Raw genomic sequence first — 19,249 nt, forward strand, 5'->3', positions numbered from 1 at the left:
TGCTTTTTGCGCTAGCTGAGATATCTTTTAATGAATGCATTGCTTCCATCAATCGTTTATATCCTTTTTCTGCGGCAACTATTGCATCATCAGAAAAATCAAGAATGCTTCTGTAGTGTGCTTGTAACATGAAAAATCGTGCAACCGATGCAGAGAAAGCTTTACTTAAAATAGTATTGTCACCAGTCAATATTTCTCTTGGCAAAATATTATTACCAGTAGATTTGGCCATTTTTTTTCCGTTCAACGTCAACATGTTGGCATGCATCCAGTAATTAACAGGAGTCTGACCGGTACAGGCTTCATTTTGAGCAATTTCACATTCATGATGCGGGAATTTTAAATCCATTCCGCCTCCATGAATATCAAAATGATTGCCTAAATATTTAGTACTCATGGCAGTACACTCTAGGTGCCATCCTGGAAATCCATCGCTCCATGGCGAAGGCCAACGCATGATATGTTGCGGTTCAGCTTTTTTCCAAAGTGCAAAATCTTGTGAATTTCTCTTGTCACTTTGTCCGTCAAGATCACGGGTATTGGCAAGCATATCCTCAATATTTCGACCACTTAGTCGGCCATAATGATTGGTTTCATTGAATTTTACTACATCAAAATAAACAGATCCATTGGCTTCATATCCAATTCCTTTGTCGATTATAGTTTTAATAATTTCAATTTGTTCGATAATATGACCCGTAGCTGTTGGTTCTATACTTGGTGGTAAAAAATTAAATTCGTTCAAGATATCATGAAAATCTACCGTATACCGTTGCACTACTTCCATAGGTTCTAGCTGCTCTAAACGCGCTTTTTTTGCAATTTTATCTTCACCTTCATCTACATCATCCACAATATGCCCTACGTCTGTAATATTTCGAACGTAGCGTACTTTATAATCCAAATGCAAAAAATACCTAAAAATAACGTCAAATGACATGAAGGTACGAACGTTTCCAAGATGCACATTACTATAAACCGTTGGTCCACAAACGTACATTCCTACATTTCCTTCGTGAATGGGTGTAAATGTTTCTTTTTCTCCAGAAAGAGAATTGTATATTTTTAGAGTTTGGTTACTATATAATGGCATTTTTTATTTTTTAGGAGCTTATTCCTGCTGTACGCTTAATCTTTTTATGGCTAAAAAGCCATAAAAAGGATACCGCTTCCATCAGGGCTAGGGCTTATCGATACTATGAAATTTATTTCTTTTTTAGAATTTTGTTTCTAATTTGATATAATCCAAAAACTCTCTACGCGTTACATTGTCTTTAAATTTTCCACCAAATTCGGAGGTTACCGTGCTGCTCTCAATATCACTAATTCCTCTTGAATTAACACAAAGGTGTTTGGCATCAATTACACAAGCTACATCTTCAGTACCCAATGCGATTTGTAATTCCTGAACAATTTGCATCGTTAAACGCTCTTGTACTTGAGGTCTTTTGGCATAATATTCAACAATACGATTCATTTTAGATAAACCTATTACCCTACCATTTGAAATATAAGCAACATGTGCTCTTCCAATAATTGGTAATAAATGATGCTCGCAAGTAGAGTAAACAATTATGTTTTTTTCTACTAGCATTTCGCCGTATTTGTAATTATTATCAAACGTAGATGCTTTTGGTTTTTTTGAAGGATTTAAACCTCCAAAAATTTCTTTTACAAACATTTTTGCTACACGATTGGGCGTGCCTTTTAAACTATCATCCGTCAAGTCCATTCCAAGGGTACTTAAAATACTCTCAACATCTTTTTTTATTTTTTCAATTTTTTCATCATCAGAAAGGTCAAAAGCATCATCTCTTACTGGATTTTTTGCAGATAAACTAACATGATTATCTCCTATTTCGTCTTGAAATTCTTCGTTTTTTATCATTAAAAGCAACTATTATAGTGGGTATATTTATTTGAGCGGTAAAGATAAATAATAAAAAGTAAAGTATTTCTATAGCCTAAGTATTTAAGAGTACTTTATTGTTTGCGCTTGGTATTCTATGTTTTTTTAAAATAAAAGAAAGGCAACAACGAATTCGCTATTGCCTTTCTTTTAAAATGTAAGGTGCTATGTTTTGAAACTATTCTTTAGCCCTTTTGCTATTACCTTACCTTGCGTTATAGATTGGTATCGCTGTTTTTATAATTTGTACTGCACGAATTAAATCTTCTTTTTTTAGCACGTAAGCAATTCGAACTTGATTCAAACCCATTCCAGGAGTAGAGTAAAAACCTGCAGCTGGTGCTACCATTACTGTTTCACCGTTTAAATCATAGGTTTCCAATAGCCATTGGGCAAAATCATCAGCGTTTTCAATTGGAAGTTGTGCAATACAATAAAACGCACCTTTAGGTTTGGATACCACAACACCTTCAATTTTATTCAACTCAGTTACTAAAGTATCTCTTCGTTCTCTATATTCTGAAATCACCTCGTCAAAATAACTTTGTGGAGTGTCTAATGCCGCTTCACTTGCAATTTGTTCAATGGTGGGTGGGCTTAGTCTTGCTTGCGCAAATTTCATAGCTGCTCCCATCACTTCTTTGTTTTTAGAAACAATACATCCAATTCTTGCACCGCACATGCTGTATCTTTTTGAAACCGAATCAATCATAATAGCGTGCTCTTCTAGTCCGGGAACATTCATAACTGAATAATGAACGTCGCCATCATAGGTGAATTCTCGATATACTTCATCAGAAATTAAGAACAAATCATGTTTTTTAACCAAAGCGGCCAATTGCATAATTTCCTCTTTTGAATATAAATAGCCAGTCGGGTTTCCTGGATTACAAATCAAGATTGCCTTTGTTTTTGGAGTAATTAGTTTTTCAAAATCAGCTACTGCTGGCAAAGCAAATCCAGTTTCAATAGTTGAGATTACAGGAACAACAGTAACGCCTGAGGCTGTTGAAAATCCGTTGTAATTTGCATAAAAAGGTTCTGGTATGATGATTTCATCACCTTGGTCCATAGTGCTTCCCATTGCAAACATTAACGCTTCAGATCCACCTGTAGTGATAATTATATCTTCCTTGTTTACTGATACACCTTGCTTGATGTAAGAAGCAGATAATTTTGTTCTATAGCTTTCGTTTCCTGCGGAATGGCTGTATTCTAAAATAGTTAAATCAATGTTTTTAACAGCTTCCATTGCAACCTCGGGTGTTTTAATATCCGGTTGGCCAATGTTCAAATGATATACTTTATTTCCTTTTTTCTTAGCGATTTCTGAGTAAGGAACCAATTTTCGGATTGGTGATTCTGGCATTTGTGTGCCTTTGATAGATATTTTTGGCATAGTCATATAATTATTGAATTGCAAATTTGCGATTTTTTTTCCGAATGTATTACAATCAAAACGAGTATATATTGTTAAAACTGCAGTTTTGATATAATTTTTTTAGTATTTTTATGTCAAAGATTAACAATGAAAAAAACAGTAGTAACAATTCTCATTTGCCTATTTTTTTGTCCTATTTCTGCCCAAAAAGGATTTCAGTTTGAAAATGGCGTCAATAAAATCAGCATCCCATTTAAATTGATCAATAATTTAGTTTTTATTCCTATAAAAGTAAATGGTGTAGAGCTTAATTTTCTTTTGGATACAGGTGTCGACGAAACTATATTATTTAGTTTGGAAGACAAAAAAGAAGTCCGTTTTTTTAATACAGAAAGAATTTTACTAAAAGGATTGGGCAGTCAAGAAGCAGTAGAGGGTTTGAAATCTACCAATAACCTTTTGGAATTTGATGAAATGAAATTTCGGAATCATATGCTTTATATTATTTTGGATCCCGAATTTAATCTATCATCTCATGTAGGAATTCCAGTTAACGGTATTATTGGCTATCAGTTTTTCCGAAATTATTTAGTTGAAGTCAATTATAGCAAAAAGAAAGTTGTAGTGTACAAAGAGACTGAAAAAAATCGACTAAAAATTGAAAAAAACTATAAAAGAATACCCATTTCTATTGAAAAGTCCAAGCCTTACATACAAAGTACCATTGTTCAAGATAATAAAGAAATACCGGTTAAGTTATTGATAGATATTGGAAACAGTGATGCTTTATGGCTCTTTCAAGATCGATCCGAATTGATTACAGTACCTACAAAGAATTTTGAAGATTTTCTGGGAAGGGGATTTAGCGGAGATGTGAAAGGGAGAAGAGCCCTGGTTAATAAATTTAAAATGACAGATTTTGAATTTAATAATCCTGTAGTTGCTTTTCCAGATTCAATTTCTATAAAAAATGTAAATATGGTTGTAGACCGAAAAGGCTCTGTGGGAGGTGAGGTTATGAAACGATTTACAGTGGTTTTTGATTATAAAAACAATCAAATGTTTTTAAAAAAGAACGGGAATTATAATACACCTTTTAGTTACAATAAAAGTGGTGTTGAGATCCAGCAAAATGGTTTGCAATGGGTTCAGGAAACCGTAAGGATGGAGACAGTGCCACTATCTAGACAGGATAATGAGTCGGGTGGAATTAGAGTTTACACAAGTGATTTTAAATATAAGTTCCAATTAAAGCCTATTTATGAGATTGCTTACGTTCGCCCAAATTCTCCAGCAGCAATTGCAGGATTACAAAAAGGAGATGTGATCATAACTATTAACTATAATCCAATATACAAGCGTACTCTACAAGAGATCAACGCTCTTTTTAGATCCGAAGAGGAAAAAAGAATCACTTTAGAAGTTGAACGTAAAAGCGAAATTTTGAAATTTAATTTTCAGCTGTACAATATTTTGTAAAAAAAAATGCTTTTGGTAGAATTTCCAAAAGCATTTTGATTTTATATTTTAATTAGAATTAATCCGAAATAACTTCACCCTTTATTTTAAGAGCAACTCTGCCGCCTTCATAATTTACTGCGTTAGACTCTACCGTTAGGGTTTTTCTAATTGGTCCAAGTGCCATATTATACTTTACCGTTATTTTGCCTTTTTTTCCAGGTAGAATTGGCTCTTCTGGTTTAGTAGGAACTGTACAACCACAAGTAGACAATACATTACTTATTATTAATGGTGCATTACCTGTATTTGTAAAGATAAAATCACGAGAGCCATTGTCATTCTTATTGACCTTTCCATAATCGATTGTGTTGTCTTTGGCTTCAAATTCAATTTTTGGACCATTTTGAGCAAAACCAATACTGCTAATTAATGCGAATGCGACTAAAGCTATTGTTTTTTTCATTTCCTAAATATTTAAATTCATTAAGTAAATTTACATCCTTTTAATTTACGTACAAATATTTTTTTCCCTTTTTATAGTGTACTTTATTATTTACTTTTGTTCTCAACTTGAATTACAAATATCAGACCAAAGTTTAATTTTGGTTTTAACAGTTGCTTTTTATGACTATTCCTGCACAATTTGACGCTAAAACTATTGAAAATAAGTGGTATGACTACTGGATGAAGAATAATTATTTTCATTCTGAGCCTGACCACAGAACACCTTATACTATTGTAATTCCTCCTCCCAATGTTACTGGAGTTTTGCACATGGGGCACATGTTAAACAATACGATTCAAGATGTATTAATTCGAAGAGCCCGACTAAAAGGTTTTAATGCATGTTGGGTTCCTGGAACGGATCACGCCTCTATAGCCACCGAAGCGAAGGTAGTGGCTAAATTAAAAGCCGAAGGAATCAATAAAAATGATTTAACACGCGAGGAATTTTTATCTCATGCTTGGGAATGGACAGATAAGTACGGTGGTGTAATTCTAGATCAATTAAAAAAACTAGGCGCTTCGTGTGATTGGGAACGAACTAAATTTACTATGGATCCTGATATGTCGGCATCAGTAATTCGTTCTTTTGTAGATTTATATAACAAAGGTTTGATTTATAGGGGATACCGAATGGTGAATTGGGATCCTGAAGCAAAAACTACTTTGTCTGATGAAGAAGTGATTTATGAAGAACAGCAAGGGAAATTGTACTTTCTAAAATATAAAATCGAGGGAAGTGAAGACTTTCTAACGATTGCAACAACACGTCCTGAAACTATTTTTGGCGATACTGCGATTTGTATTAATCCAAATGACGAACGTTTTGCTCATTTGAAAGGCAAAAAAGCGATCGTTCCTATATGCGGAAGAGTTATTCCAATTATTGAAGATGAATATGTAGATATCGAATTTGGTACTGGTTGTTTAAAAGTAACTCCAGCACACGATATGAATGACAAAGCATTGGGAGAAAAGCACAATTTGGAAATAATTGATATTTTCAACGAAGATGCAACCCTTAACAGTTTTGGATTGCACTTTCAAGGTCAAGATCGTTTTGTGGTTCGTGAAGCAATTGCCAAAGAATTAGAAACCATTGGTGCTTTGGCAAAAACAGAAATACACTTAAATAAAGTTGGAACCTCAGAAAGAACAAAGGCCGTTATCGAACCTCGTTTGTCTGACCAATGGTTCTTGAAGATGGAAGATTTGGTAAAACCGGCCATCCAATCAGTTTTGGTTGATGGCGATATCAAATTACATCCAGCTCGTTTTAATAATACCTATGCGCACTGGCTTAACAATATTCGGGATTGGAATATCTCCCGTCAACTGTGGTGGGGACAACAAATTCCGGCGTATTTTTATGGTGACGGAAAAGAAGATTTTGTCGTTGCCGAAACAATTGAAGAAGCATTGAAATTAGCACAAGCTAAAACTTCTAACTTCTCACTTCTCACTTCTGACTTACGTCAAGATGTTGATGCTCTTGATACTTGGTTTTCGTCTTGGCTGTGGCCAATGTCCGTTTTTGGCGGAATTATGGACCCAGAAAGTGACGATTTTAAATACTATTACCCAACCAACGATTTGGTTACGGGTCCAGATATTTTATTTTTCTGGGTGGCCAGAATGATTATTGCAGGTTATGAATACACCGATAAAAAACCGTTTACAAACGTGTATTTGACTGGTTTGGTTCGTGATAAACAAAGACGCAAGATGTCTAAATCACTAGGAAATTCCCCTGATCCTTTAGACTTAATTGAAAAATTTGGTGCCGATGGTGTTCGTGTAGGATTGCTTTTGAGCGCTTCTGCAGGAAACGATATCATGTTTGATGAAGAATTGTGTAACCAAGGTAAAGCGTTTACCAATAAAATTTGGAATGCGTTTAAATTGATCAAAGGATGGGAAGTGTCTGATGCTATTCCTCAGCCAGAATCGTCTAAAGTAGCCATTGAATGGTATGAGGCTAAATTGCAGCAAACACTTCTTGAAATTGAAGATAACTTTGAAAAGTATAGAATTTCAGATGCGTTAATGGCAATTTATAAATTGGTTTGGGACGACTTTTGTTCTTGGTTCTTAGAAATGATCAAACCAGCGTACCAACAGCCAATAGACAGCGTAACTTTGGCGAAAGCCATTGAAATGCTCGAAAACAATTTGAAATTATTGCATCCTTTTATGCCGTTTTTGACTGAGGAAATTTGGCAAATTCTTGCAGAAAGAACTACAGCAGAAGCATTGATTGTTTCTACTTGGCCAGAAATGAAACCATTTAATGCCAGTTTAATTGCTGATTTTGAGAACACTATTGAAGTAATTTCCGGAATTAGAACAATTCGAAAAGACAAAAATATTCCTTTCAAAGATGTAATAGAGTTGAAAGTTGTTAATAATGATAAAGCTTCTACTTATTTTGATTCGGTTGTAACCAAATTAGGGAATATCACTGCATTAGAATATGTATCGGATAAAGTAGATGGAGCATTGTCTTTCCGTGTAAAATCTAATGAATATTTTATCCCTATCACTGGAAACATAAACGTTGAAGAGGAAATTGCAAAATTAACAGCAGAGTTGGTGTATACGCAAGGTTTCTTGAAATCTGTTCAAAATAAACTATCTAATGAGAAGTTTGTTGCTGGCGCGCCAGAGAAGGTGTTGGCAAACGAAAGACAAAAAGAAGCGGATGCTTTAGCAAAAATTGACACCATCGAACACAGTTTGGCTGGACTAAAATAGGAACAAAATTAAAACCTTATTATTATCCCATTTGCAACGTTTGCGAATGGGATTTTTTTTACATGAATAATTTTTTAAGTTGCAATTAAAATTTTAGCCACAGATTTATATGGTTTAATCTTTTTAAATCACTTTAAAATAGGGCTAATCTATTAGTATTACAATTCAACTTACAATACCTTCATTCTGTTTAACCTAATTCATGTAGGTCCAATCCTTAGTGGTTTAGTTTGAAATACTTTTATCGACAAACGTCAATAGCGCTGTGTTTAAAAGAGTATTTTGTCCTTTAATCGATTTTAAATTGCTTCCTGAAATATTGTTAATAATTTTATAGTAAGATTTCCAAATACCACAAATAATACAAGATGAAAAAAGCGTTTAGTCCTACTTATAGGCAATATTATTTTGAAGGCTATTCTATTGGTTTAAATCCATATTTAGAATTTAATAGTGCAATGAAAAACGATGCATTTATAATGGGGTTTAATGCTGGGCGATCAGAATATGAACGAATGAATGGCTTAATATGTAATGGAATTCCGCAGCGAATCGTTACAGATATGATTTTAGAAGATTTTCTTATTGCAGGCTTACTTGGATTGCCTATTGATGATGAAGGATATACAGCACATCAAGTAGCAATGATTGAGGAATGGTATCAAAGTGGTATCGAGAAGTATGAACCTAATCATAGCAATACTCTTTTTGAGCTACTGGAAAAAAGTGGAATTCAAATCAGTTAAGAATTATTGCGATTTTACAATAATCCAAAAAACAGATTGTTTTTTAAATAAAATGCCCCCAAATACTGTTTATTTTTTGGAGGCAATTTATTTTTGAAACGAGGATTTTACTATTTATTTTTTAGAATAAAAATAAGAACAGTAATGGAAATACAACTCCAGCAACCGCTAGTTTCCAACCTCTGTTCTTCCAGCTGAATTTTCCAGCTTTGATCATCAAAGTTCCAGTCAAAGCGATAAGAATTAAACTTATTGCAAAAATATCAGAATAATAAATCCAGAAATTCGATGTGTTTTTGTGCAATTTCATCGTTTGACTGATGATTGGCGTTTTTACAAATGATACAATTTCACCTTTTCCTGTTTTCATATCAATTTCGACATCGTGGTTTTCAAAGGAAATTTTAAATACATCCTTCTTTACATTATGACGTCTGAACTTGTCATCGATTCCCAATTTTTTTCCAAAATCCTCAGCAAATTTTTCATCAATTTTATTTTCTTCAGGGAGTTTCACTGTGATGGCTTTGGTTTCTGTAGTGTATTTTTCAGAATGCCACATATCTCTGTGATTCATTAATAGTCCGGAGAATGCAAAAGATACAATCAGTCCAATGTAAAAATATCCTAAATCGCGGTGTAGGTTTCTTGCTTTAATTTTTTTCATGGTTTAAAAAATTATAAAATAAATCAGGAGTCAGACTATTTGTTTGGTAAAAGGTTTAATTAAAATTTATATCGTAAACTGGTTAATACTTGTCTCGGTGCAATTGGGTTTACGCTATAGTTTTCGTGTACAGTGTAATTCAACTCATTTGTAACGTTAGAAAGTTTGCACAAGATCGATATTTTTTTCCATTCATAACCAACGGATACGTCAATTGTGGTATAGCCTTCTAAAGGAATTTCTCTGTCAAATATTCCATTAGGCAATGAAGCATCGACTTGATTGTTCCATCCACCAACTCTTTTCCCGATATAATTTCCTAAAGCTCCCAGCGAAACTCCTTTAAATGTACCAGATTGCAATGTATAGAAAAAACTTAAATTGGCAGTATTTGCTGGAGTTCTAGCTAATCGATCTCCTTCAATAAAGCTCCCTTTTAAACCAGAAGTTTTGGTAAAACGCATGTCATTGTAACTGTATCCGGCAATAATGTTTAGTCCCTCTATTGGTTTTGCAACAATATCAAGTTCTACTCCTTTGCTGTTGGTTTCTCCACTTAACACTTTTATTGAACTATCTGTATTAGAGGATCCATCAGCTTTAAATTCAGCTGTTTGTGCTAAATTACTATTTGTGATTTGGTACACAGTAACATTTGTACTTAATGCTCCTCTCCAAAAATCTTTCTTCACACCAACTTCATATTGGTCAATTATAGATGGTTCAATTGCTTTCAAGTCTACAGTTGTTCCTGTATTTGGAGTAAAAGAGTTTGCGTAACTAGCAAATACAGACAGATCTTTTGTAGGTTGATAAACCAACCCAAGTTTTGGAGTGAAGGCGAGGTCTTTTCGTTTTTTATCTTCAATACTTGTTTTTTTAATCAGGTCTGTGGTTTCTACTTGTGCCTCTTGCCAAGACCAACGAATTCCTGCGAGAACTTTGAATTTTTCAGTAAGTGAAATCAAATCTTGTGCATAGATACCAAAACGGTTGGTATCTGTTTTTACTATTCTAGTATTCTTACCAACTGATATCGCTCCGCCTTGGTTAAAATTTTCAAAGTCAAATAGGTTGCCACTACCGTAAGTCGTAGGTGTAAATGTAAAGGTATAAGCTTGTGAAAAGGAGTTTTCTAAATCCATACCAGTGAATAATTGATGTCTCACTTTTCCAGTTGTAAAATTTCCTTGCACGCTCAATTGTTCGCCTATAATTTGTTCTAAGTTTTTGTTTTGTCCCAAAGGTCGATTCCAATCACCATTTGCAGCTGGTTGCACTCGTTCGGTACCTTTAGAAGTTCTCTCATAGTTTTGAAAAGAGGTATTAAAGTTTAATTTCCAGTCTTTATTAAAATTATGTGTTAGCAAACCAGAAACAGTAGCTTGATTGGTTTCTCCATTAGACCAAGTTGCGCCTAAATAAAGGTTTCTAGGAAGGTCTAATATTTTTTTTCCGATGATTCCCGTTCCAAAATCAGGAGTCCAGTAGTCTTTTAAATAGTCTCCTTGCAAAATAATCTCCGTTTTATCATTTACTTTAAACAAAAAGGAAGGATTAATGTAATAGCGCTCTTTGGTTACATTATCTCTAAAACTTTTAGAGTTTTCATAAGAACCAGTAAAGCGGTAAGCAATAATGTCATTTAATGGGCCATATACATCAATGGATGGTTTGTAAAAGGAGTAGCTCCCCATTTGCATTGAAATTTCGCCTCCTTTCTTGAAAGATGGAGTTTTAGTAACCATGTTTAAAATTCCCCCTGGCGCCACATTTCCGTAAAGCAAAGCAGCACTTCCTTTTAGGACTTCAACTTTTTCTAAACCTGAAACTTCTGGTATGGAACCAGCATTGTAACGAAAACCATTTTTAAACATATTATTGGCAGACATGTCATATCCTCTCGAAAAAAATGATTCTTGCGCGCCACCTCTAGCGGAACCTACATAAACTCCATTGATGTTTTTGATGACTTCACTTAAACGAATGGCTTGTTGTTGTGTTATTATTTCAGCACCAATAACTTGAACGCTTTGTGGTGTATCCATTGGTTTTAAACCAGATCGCAGTGCCGAAACAGGTTTTTTCTCTGTATTGGCGGTAATAATAACTTCTCTAAGTACACCACCTTTTTTGTTTTTGATTGTGTCAAATTCTGATGAAATTGCGGCATCAAAATTTTTGTCGTCAGTTGCAGTAGCTGATTCTTGTGCGAAACAAGATAAGCTGAATAATAGGCTTACTGTTGGGAGCAAAATATATTTCATGATTGTTTATTTGGAATAATTAAAAATAACGGTGCAAATATATAAAGCACTTTTGATTTAACAAAACTTATTTAGACTAAATATGAATAGTGAATTAAAGATCGTTCTTTCGCTATTGAAATTCAGTATTTTAAGAGCATAAAAAAACCTTACTTTTAATGAGTAAGGTTTTGATTGGAAGGCGATATGTTAAAATTTTATTTGATTTTCTTCATTATAAATTCTTCTGAAGTAGGTTTTCCTTGCTGTATTCCAGAAATTTTAACCGCTAATTCTATCGTGGTTTTGTGAGTATATGTTATTTTTTGGGGATAATCGTGTTTAAGATTTTCGAATGTCAGTTGTTTTGGAGTTTCATTCGTTTGTTTGAAAGCAACTGCTTTGTCATTATTTTGTCCTAATACCGTAGCAGAATAGGTGAGAACGTCGTCTTTCTGCTGCAAGATGATGGTTTCAAAATGGATCGTATCCTTTTCTTTAATAAAATAGGAAGTTGCTTGAAAAGTGCTGTCATTTACTTTTGACCAAGACTCTGTCAGCGTACCTTCATCGGACTTGCTTTCCCAATTACCTAAAATCCAATTGGCGGCTTTTATTTTTTCTTTTTCATTTGCATCCGATTCTTTGCAGGAAAAAATGGATAACAAAAGTAATATAAGGGTTGTTTTTTGAAACATTGGTATAAATATTATGTGTTATTTTGAACTGCTAAATTAATAAAAAATAGAATAACGTCGCCTTATTTGTTTTGGAATCAAATGTTTACCAAATCAGTCATTTAAGTTTTTAATTGGAATATACTAAAGAAAAAAACAGTTCATTTAATGAAAGTTGAATAATTCATAAAGAATGTTTTAACTTACATTCTCTCTCGCAAATGTGACAAACAAACTTTCTTATATGACTTATATGTTTAAAACAAAATTTAAACACTTTCATTCAATATAGTATAAACCAATTCTTTAGTAGGTTTTTGATCTTTTAATTTCTCCCGAACTACATCAAATGGGACCTTAAAATCGCAGCCTGATTTATAATTACTGCACCCATAAGCCATTTTTCCTTTTAGCACGGTTCCTTTCTGGCATTTCGGACAGGTTAATTCGTCAGGTATGGCTTTCGCCAAAGTTTTCTTAGGTTCTAAAATGAGTTTGAAGTTGTCATCAAAACGCAACAAGCCTTCTACAGTACCTGAATTGGTTTTAAAATCTTTCAAGTTTACCGTTGATCCTTTTTGAAGCAGTCGCAAGTACTGGTTTTCGGATATTTTTTTATCGGCAAAAGTATAAGGCAATAAAAACGTGCAACCCGCTTTATAATTGGAACACCCAAACGAAGATTTTCCTTTTATAAGTATTCCTTTTTTACATTTGGGGCAGGCTTCCGCCAAAATTCCGATTACTTTCTTTTTCTCTACTTTAGTAACTTCTTTTGGAACACTTCCTGCATGCGAAATATTAGCTTGCCTGCTTTCACTGCGAACTTCATCGACCAAAGCGGCTACCATTCGCTTCATATTATTGATAAAGGAACCAGCACTGCAGGATCCCTTTTCAATATCTTTTAACTGTTTTTCCCAAGATCCCGTCAATTCCGCTGATTTTACTAAATCATTTTGAATCGTATCAATAAGCTGAATACCCGTTGGTGTGGGCAAAACTTGTTTTTTGTTTCTTACAATATATTGGCGTCTAAAAAGAGTTTCAATAATATTGGCTCGCGTTGAAGGTCGTCCAATACCGTTTTCTTTCATCAATTCGCGTAAATCTTCATCATCCACTTGTTTGCCTGCGGTTTCCATGGTGCGCAGTAAAGTCGCTTCGGTAAATTGATTCGGTGGTTTGGTTTCCTTTTCTAAAAATGAAGGTTGGTGTGGCCCTTTTTCACCTACAACAAAACTCGGCAAGATGTCCGCTTCTTTTTCTTTTGCGTTTGGGTCTTCAAATACTACACGAAATCCTTTTTTCAAGATTTCTTTTCCAGTGGTTTTGAATAAAATATCGGCAGCTTTCCCGACTACCGTTGTATTGGCAACCAAACAATCGTCATAAAAAACGGCAATAAATCGCTTTGTAATACTATCATATACTTGCTGCTGATTGTATTGCAAATTACTTTGAATCCCCGTTGGAATAATCGCATGGTGATCCGTAACTTTTTTATCGTTGAAAACCTTGGGCGATTTTTTAATCTTTTTTTCTAAAAGCGGTTGCGTCAACACGGCATAATTCGTCAAGTTTTTCAGAATCCCAGGTACTTTTGGATAAATATCGTTAGGTAAAAATGTGGTATCGACTCTCGGGTAGGTGACCACTTTTTGTTCGTACAAAGTCTGTACAATTTTAAGCGTTTCATCTGCCGTAAAACCAAATTTTGTATTGCAGTAGACTTGAAGACCTGTTAAATCGAATAGTTTTGGTGCAAATTCATTACCGTTCTTTTTTTCGACAGAAACTATTTCGAATTCACTTTCTTTGACTTTAATGGCGAGAATTTCACCATCTTCCTTTTTCAAAAAACGCCCTTCCTCATAACTGAAAAGCGTATCTCGATACACCGTTTGTAATTCCCAATACGGCTGTGGTTTAAAATTCTTGAACTCTTTGAATCGGTCCACGACCATTGCCAATGTTGGGGTTTGCACCCTTCCAATAGATAAAACTTGTTTGTATCCGCCATGTTTTACGGTGTACAATCGCGTGGCATTCATACCGAGTAACCAGTCGCCAATAGCTCTGGAAAAGCCGGCGTAGTATAAATTATCGTAGTTTGCGGATGGCTTCAAGTTATGGAATCCCTCTTTGATGGCTTCGGGGGTTAAGGATGAAATCCACAGGCGTTTTACTTCCCCTTTATACTGGGCTTCGTTCATAACCCAACGCTGAATGAGTTCTCCTTCTTGTCCAGCATCCCCGCAGTTGATAACCAATTCGGCTTTGTCGAATAATTTTTTTATGATTTTAAATTGCTTTTGGATTCCCGAATTCTCCACTACTTTTGTCTCAAATTTCTCGGGAAGCATGGGTAGGTTGTTCAAATCCCAACTTTTCCAATGCGGTTTGTAGTCGTTCGGTTCTTTCAAGGTACATAAATGCCCAAAAGTGTACGTTACCTGATATCCATTGCCTTCAAAATACCCATCGTGCTTGGTATTAGCGCCCAAAACGGATGCGATTTCTCGTGCTACACTTGGTTTTTCGGCAATACAGACCTTCATTTTTTGCGATTGATTTTGAAGTCGCAAATTAGGAATTTAGAAATTGGTATGAAAAGGAAATCTAAGGGAGTTATGATTAGGAGATGCGTCCTGTTTTTTTAGAAGTAATAAAATGTACGGGTTTCCAGTACTTGGCACTTTAGTTTGGAGTATTAGATATTTGGGTATTTTTTTTAAGATTTTATATCTTTTTACGAGCTACGCTTATAAAAACAAACAAGAAAAATAAAAAGAAAATCCAGTCATTGATGCCATAAATCACATAAAATATTCCAGCCATTTTATCTTTTTCTAGCACATCTGTAATTTTGTTATCGAGTATCCATTTTGTCCAGTGGGTTGCATAAATTAATTTTTCAATCATAAATACAGCAATTAACCATTTTACTTGATCAAAATTTTGGGATGCTGCTATATACCCAAACCCCCAAACTACAATCATTATCAATCCAAAATTGGACATGGCTTGAGGATCAAATTCTGGAATAACCGCATTACTAAAAATTCTGGAGAATAATAATACGCCTGATATGTTCATCAATCCAGCAAGAATAAATCCTTTTGTTAGGTGTTCTTTTTTAATATTCATTTTTTGTCGAATTAGATGTGATTTTGTAAAATTTTTATTTTGATCTTTTTACTCTTTAATTTTAAAGTATTAAAAATAAGCAATCTATTTTGTAAATGTACTTGATTTGCTGTTAAGTAAAAAGGTTTTTAAAATGTTCGGCCCGAGCGATCGCGAATATGCGAAGCGAATCATTTCATAGTTCCTAGCAGTGAACGGTTCCGTTTAATAAGGTTTTCATTGTTCGTGCTACGCACGGAACAAAAACCTAGCTGTTAGCAAAAGGCATTTTAATAGCTATCCCAATTACTTTCAATGCTTTTTTCACCACAATCTTTGCAAATGTAGTAGTAGATATTTCCAACATCTCCAATCATTATACCGTGACTTGACCAATTATCAGGTTTTGGTGGAAATTCAACACCATCTTCAATATCTTCACTAGAAAGCTGAAATAAAAATTCTTTTGTTTTTCCACAGTTACATACTGGATAACAAAGATTTTGTGTATAGCTTGGGTAACCATATAATTTTGTGTTTTGGATAGCAGAATACTTGTCCATAAATTCTTCTGAAAAGTCTTCCCCAAATTTATTTTCAATTTCAACAAAATCATTTTCATCATAGTCGTCATAATTTGGGAAATCAAACTTTTCTATTGATTTCAAATAGCAATTAGGCACTTCTAATTCCAAATCAGTTAAATTGTTTTTTTCTTTTTCTAATTCCTTATTTCTTTCACAATTAACCTTAGAAAAATAATGAAACATTTTATGGTCAAAAAATTCATTGTAAGAATCTTTACAATTATTATTTGGACATCGAAATAATTGAAAAATGTTTGAGTCGCTCGGAAAATAAAAATCTGAGAAGTCCTTTTTATAAATTTGAAATACAAAATTCAGAGAACTATTGCAGGAATTACATTTTGGGTATTCAGAAAAGGATTCTAAATTTGGATAACCACCAAATTTGCTTTCTGTCCATTTTATTTCTTTTTCGGATTTATGAGGCTTTAATAATACTGTTTTTCTACTATATTTTTCGATAAGATTTTTTATGTATTCTGTTTCGAAAAACTGTTCATTTGTCATAATCTCATTTTTTATTTTTTCATAGGAATTTAATCCAAATATTTTTCTTAAAAAATCCATTTTTGTTGTTTTTTCTATACTTTCTGTCAACTTCTCTTTAAACCTTATAAAATCAGACCTATCGCCCCAGATTTAGAGTGATAGCTCTGACTGATATCATTTTGAATTTGTTTCAAATATAGTTCAAATTCTGCATTGCATTTAATTTTTGAAGTATTTTATTTACATTAATCCATAAAAAAAGTGGAGACCCAATAGTTCCACTTTTCGCACACTTCGAAATACGAATTACTTTCGCTTCAGTTCTTTTCTAAAAAAATCTATTGTTCTTATCCATGATAAAGTTGCTGCTTTTTCATCGTAGCGCGGTGTAGTATTGTTGTGAAAACCATGGTTCACTCCTTCATAAAAATAAGCGACATGTGCTACTTTGTTCTTCTTGAGTATGGTTTCATAAGCGGGCCAGCCATCATTGACACGGGTGTCTAAGCTGGCATATTGTGCTAGGATAGGAGTTTTTATGAGCTCGGCTTCAGCTGCTGTGGGTTGGCCACCATAATACGGAACTGCAGCGCCTAAGGTTGGGATTTTTACCGCCATCATGTTGGCAATCCATCCGCCAAAACAAAAACCAACTACACCAATATGTCCGTTGCAATCTTTGTGTGCTTTTAGGTAATTGTAGGCTGCAATGAAGTCTTCGAGCATTTCCTCCCGAGTTCGTTTTTTTTGTAATTCTCGACCTGCATCATCATTTCCAGGATAACCGCCTAGTGGTGACAAAGCATCAGGTGCCAAGGTGATAAAACCATCTACGGCTGCTCTGCGTCCTACATCTTCTATATACGGATTCAATCCGCGATTTTCATGCACCACAATAATTCCGGGTACTTTCTTTTTTGTTGCTGTGGGTTGAGCCAAAAGTCCTTTAATTGTACCGCCACCTTTGGGAGAATCATAAGTTATAAATCCTGATTTTATTCTGGGATCTTCGGGTTTTATTAATATAGCATCCGCATAATTGGGCGTCATAAAACTCAGTAGAGAAGGCAGTGTAAGCGTTCCCACAGCAAATAATGATAATTTTTCTACAAAACTTCGGCGGTCAATTTTGTTGTGTGCGTAGTCATCGTACAAGTCAAATACTTCTTGGCTGATGTCCTCTTTGGTTATTTGTTTCATAGCTTTTTTTTAGTTGGTACTAATATAATAAAAAGTTTTGAGAGCATTTTATAATCGAAATTATAAAATACTATATTTAATAGACTCTAACTTTTTCATTATGAGGAACGAAGAAGTAACGTGTCTTGACCAATTTCTGAGGATTCCTCCTTCGATGAAAAGAATAATAAGGGTTCTAAGTAGCAAGAAAAATAAATTGTAGCAAGTATTAAAAATTGTTCTTGCTACAGATTGGAGGTTTAAAAATATTTTTAAAATTACACAACAAATTAATTTGTGCTAATCTGCGAAATCTGTGGCAGAGAAATTTAGTGCTTAATTAGAATACGACATCACATTTTAGCCATTACTTAGTTTTGAATTTGCTATAAAAACAACTGTCAATAATAAAATATATATGATGTTTTGCATTTTAGTTCTATTTTTGAATTTCCAATCGCAATGGCAACCAAGCGTGAGAGGTTAACTCAGCATATTTTTAGGTAAAACACAATGAAAACAACAAGAGCATCACAGCACAATACTGGTTTTGGAACCAATGCCAATAATTATGGTGGGCGTTTTATCAATAAGGATGGAACTGCTAATGTAGAAAAGCGCGGTTTGTTTTTCTTACACCGCATCAGTTGGTACCACACTATGATCGATATGCCACGTTGGCGATTCATGTCTATCCTGTTGTTGTTTTATGTTGGAATGAATTTCATTTTTGCACTATTGTATTATGCAATTGGTATTGAACATCTAAACGGAATCGATGCTACTGGCTCTGATTTAGGTAAATTTGGTCAAGCCTACTTTTTTAGTGCGCAAACCTTTACTACTGTTGGCTATGGTCACATTAGTCCAGTAGGTTTCTTAACAAGTTTGCTTTCTGCTGCCGAGGCATTAATAGGATTATTGAGTTTTGCAATTGCTACGGGTTTGTTTTTTGGTCGATTTAGCAAACCAACCGCTTTTTTAAAATTTTCACACAATGCAATCGTTGCACCTTATGGCGAAGGAACTGGATTAATGATTCGGGTCGCACCTTTTAAAAATACCAATCTTACTGATGCTTTGGCAAAAGTTACGCTGGGAATAAGCATCAAAGAAAATGGACTAATGACCAATAAATTTTTTGCCTTGGACCTAGAATTGGATAAAATAAATTTGTTAACTCTAAGCTGGACACTCGTGCATCCCATAACCGAGGACAGTCCGCTATATAAGTATACTCAAGAGGATTTTGAGGCTATTCATGGTGAAATAATAGTCATGATCACCGCTTTTGACGATATGTTTAGCAACACGGTAGCCATAAGAACATCGTATACTTTTAATGAGTTGGTTTATGGAGCTAAATTTGAACCCATGTTCACCAGGAGTACCGATAATTCTAAAACTATCCTAAATTTAGATCTGTTGAACGTTTACAAAAGGGTTTCTTTACCATAAATTGCTCTTTTTTTATGTGTTTTGGAATTTTAAAAGCTGTTTTTAATTAAATTTATTTTACA

Annotated in this window: 15 protein-coding genes; 4 read left to right on the forward strand and 11 right to left on the reverse strand. The window is 34.2% G+C overall.

All coding sequences use genetic code 11. The features are described from left to right. The 3 genes from cysS to AC061C_RS09150 form a co-directional block, all read right to left on the reverse strand. Nucleotides 1–1,093: cysteine--tRNA ligase (cysS, locus tag AC061C_RS09140; protein ID WP_478290920.1), on the reverse strand; the 1,093-nt coding region annotated here is incomplete at its 3' end. A 123-nt stretch (nucleotides 1,094–1,216) separates the two neighbouring features. Next, nucleotides 1,217–1,888, reverse strand: a complete 672-nt coding sequence (gene folE, locus AC061C_RS09145) for a GTP cyclohydrolase I FolE (protein ID WP_417969270.1) — start codon at nucleotides 1,886–1,888, stop codon at nucleotides 1,217–1,219. 226 nt (nucleotides 1,889–2,114) lie between these two features. Then, complete coding sequence (locus tag AC061C_RS09150) at nucleotides 2,115–3,308, reverse strand: pyridoxal phosphate-dependent aminotransferase (RefSeq protein ID WP_478290921.1); 1,194 nt, start codon at nucleotides 3,306–3,308, stop codon at nucleotides 2,115–2,117. Nucleotides 3,309–3,437: 129 nt separating this feature from the next. On the opposite strand from AC061C_RS09150, the gene AC061C_RS09155 reads away from it, so the two are divergent. Beyond that, nucleotides 3,438–4,769, forward strand: a complete 1,332-nt coding sequence (locus AC061C_RS09155) for a PDZ domain-containing protein (RefSeq protein ID WP_478290922.1) — start codon at nucleotides 3,438–3,440, stop codon at nucleotides 4,767–4,769. Between the two features lie 58 nt (nucleotides 4,770–4,827). On the opposite strand, the gene AC061C_RS09160 is transcribed toward AC061C_RS09155, so the two are convergent. Beyond that, on the reverse strand, nucleotides 4,828–5,214 hold the full coding sequence (locus AC061C_RS09160) for a DUF1573 domain-containing protein (RefSeq protein WP_417944668.1): 387 nt from the start codon (nucleotides 5,212–5,214) through the stop codon (nucleotides 4,828–4,830). A gap of 161 nt (nucleotides 5,215–5,375) precedes the next feature. Here AC061C_RS09160 and AC061C_RS09165 point away from each other — a divergent pair, with 161 nt between their 5' ends. Together AC061C_RS09165 and AC061C_RS09170 are read left to right on the forward strand one after the other, a co-directional pair. Continuing rightward, nucleotides 5,376–8,009, forward strand: coding sequence for a valine--tRNA ligase (locus tag AC061C_RS09165; RefSeq protein ID WP_478290923.1), 2,634 nt, complete (start codon nucleotides 5,376–5,378; stop codon nucleotides 8,007–8,009). A 368-nt stretch (nucleotides 8,010–8,377) separates the two neighbouring features. Beyond that, complete coding sequence (locus AC061C_RS09170; protein WP_478290924.1) at nucleotides 8,378–8,755, forward strand: hypothetical protein; 378 nt, start codon at nucleotides 8,378–8,380, stop codon at nucleotides 8,753–8,755. Nucleotides 8,756–8,876: 121 nt separating this feature from the next. Here the strand turns inward: AC061C_RS09170 and AC061C_RS09175 are convergent, their stop codons facing one another. From AC061C_RS09175 to AC061C_RS09205, 7 genes are all read right to left on the reverse strand, one after another. Next, nucleotides 8,877–9,422, reverse strand: coding sequence for a PepSY-associated TM helix domain-containing protein (locus AC061C_RS09175; protein WP_478290925.1), 546 nt, complete (start codon nucleotides 9,420–9,422; stop codon nucleotides 8,877–8,879). A 59-nt stretch (nucleotides 9,423–9,481) separates the two neighbouring features. Continuing rightward, a complete protein-coding gene (locus AC061C_RS09180; RefSeq protein ID WP_478290926.1) occupies nucleotides 9,482–11,689 on the reverse strand; it encodes a TonB-dependent siderophore receptor in 2,208 nt (735 codons plus the stop codon). Nucleotides 11,690–11,886: 197 nt separating this feature from the next. Further along, entirely contained in the window at nucleotides 11,887–12,366 is a 480-nt protein-coding gene (locus AC061C_RS09185; RefSeq protein WP_478290927.1) for a DUF6265 family protein, read from the reverse strand. A gap of 248 nt (nucleotides 12,367–12,614) precedes the next feature. Then, complete coding sequence (locus AC061C_RS09190) at nucleotides 12,615–14,906, reverse strand: DNA topoisomerase 3 (RefSeq protein ID WP_478290928.1); 2,292 nt, start codon at nucleotides 14,904–14,906, stop codon at nucleotides 12,615–12,617. A 181-nt stretch (nucleotides 14,907–15,087) separates the two neighbouring features. Beyond that, nucleotides 15,088–15,495, reverse strand: coding sequence for a hypothetical protein (locus tag AC061C_RS09195; RefSeq protein WP_478290929.1), 408 nt, complete (start codon nucleotides 15,493–15,495; stop codon nucleotides 15,088–15,090). 269 nt (nucleotides 15,496–15,764) lie between these two features. Beyond that, nucleotides 15,765–16,628 (reverse strand): DUF1963 domain-containing protein, encoded by an 864-nt coding sequence (locus tag AC061C_RS09200; RefSeq protein ID WP_478290930.1) that lies wholly within the window; start codon nucleotides 16,626–16,628, stop codon nucleotides 15,765–15,767. A 228-nt stretch (nucleotides 16,629–16,856) separates the two neighbouring features. Continuing rightward, nucleotides 16,857–17,750: a dienelactone hydrolase family protein gene (locus AC061C_RS09205; protein ID WP_478290931.1), complete on the reverse strand. Its 894-nt coding sequence runs from the start codon at nucleotides 17,748–17,750 to the stop codon at nucleotides 16,857–16,859. A 492-nt stretch (nucleotides 17,751–18,242) separates the two neighbouring features. Between AC061C_RS09205 and AC061C_RS09210 the strand changes: the two genes are divergently transcribed. Beyond that, complete coding sequence (locus tag AC061C_RS09210) at nucleotides 18,243–19,187, forward strand: ion channel (RefSeq protein WP_478290932.1); 945 nt, start codon at nucleotides 18,243–18,245, stop codon at nucleotides 19,185–19,187. Nucleotides 19,188–19,249 lie beyond the last annotated feature (62 nt).

Source organism: Flavobacterium sp. GNP010 (assembly GCF_056428945.1).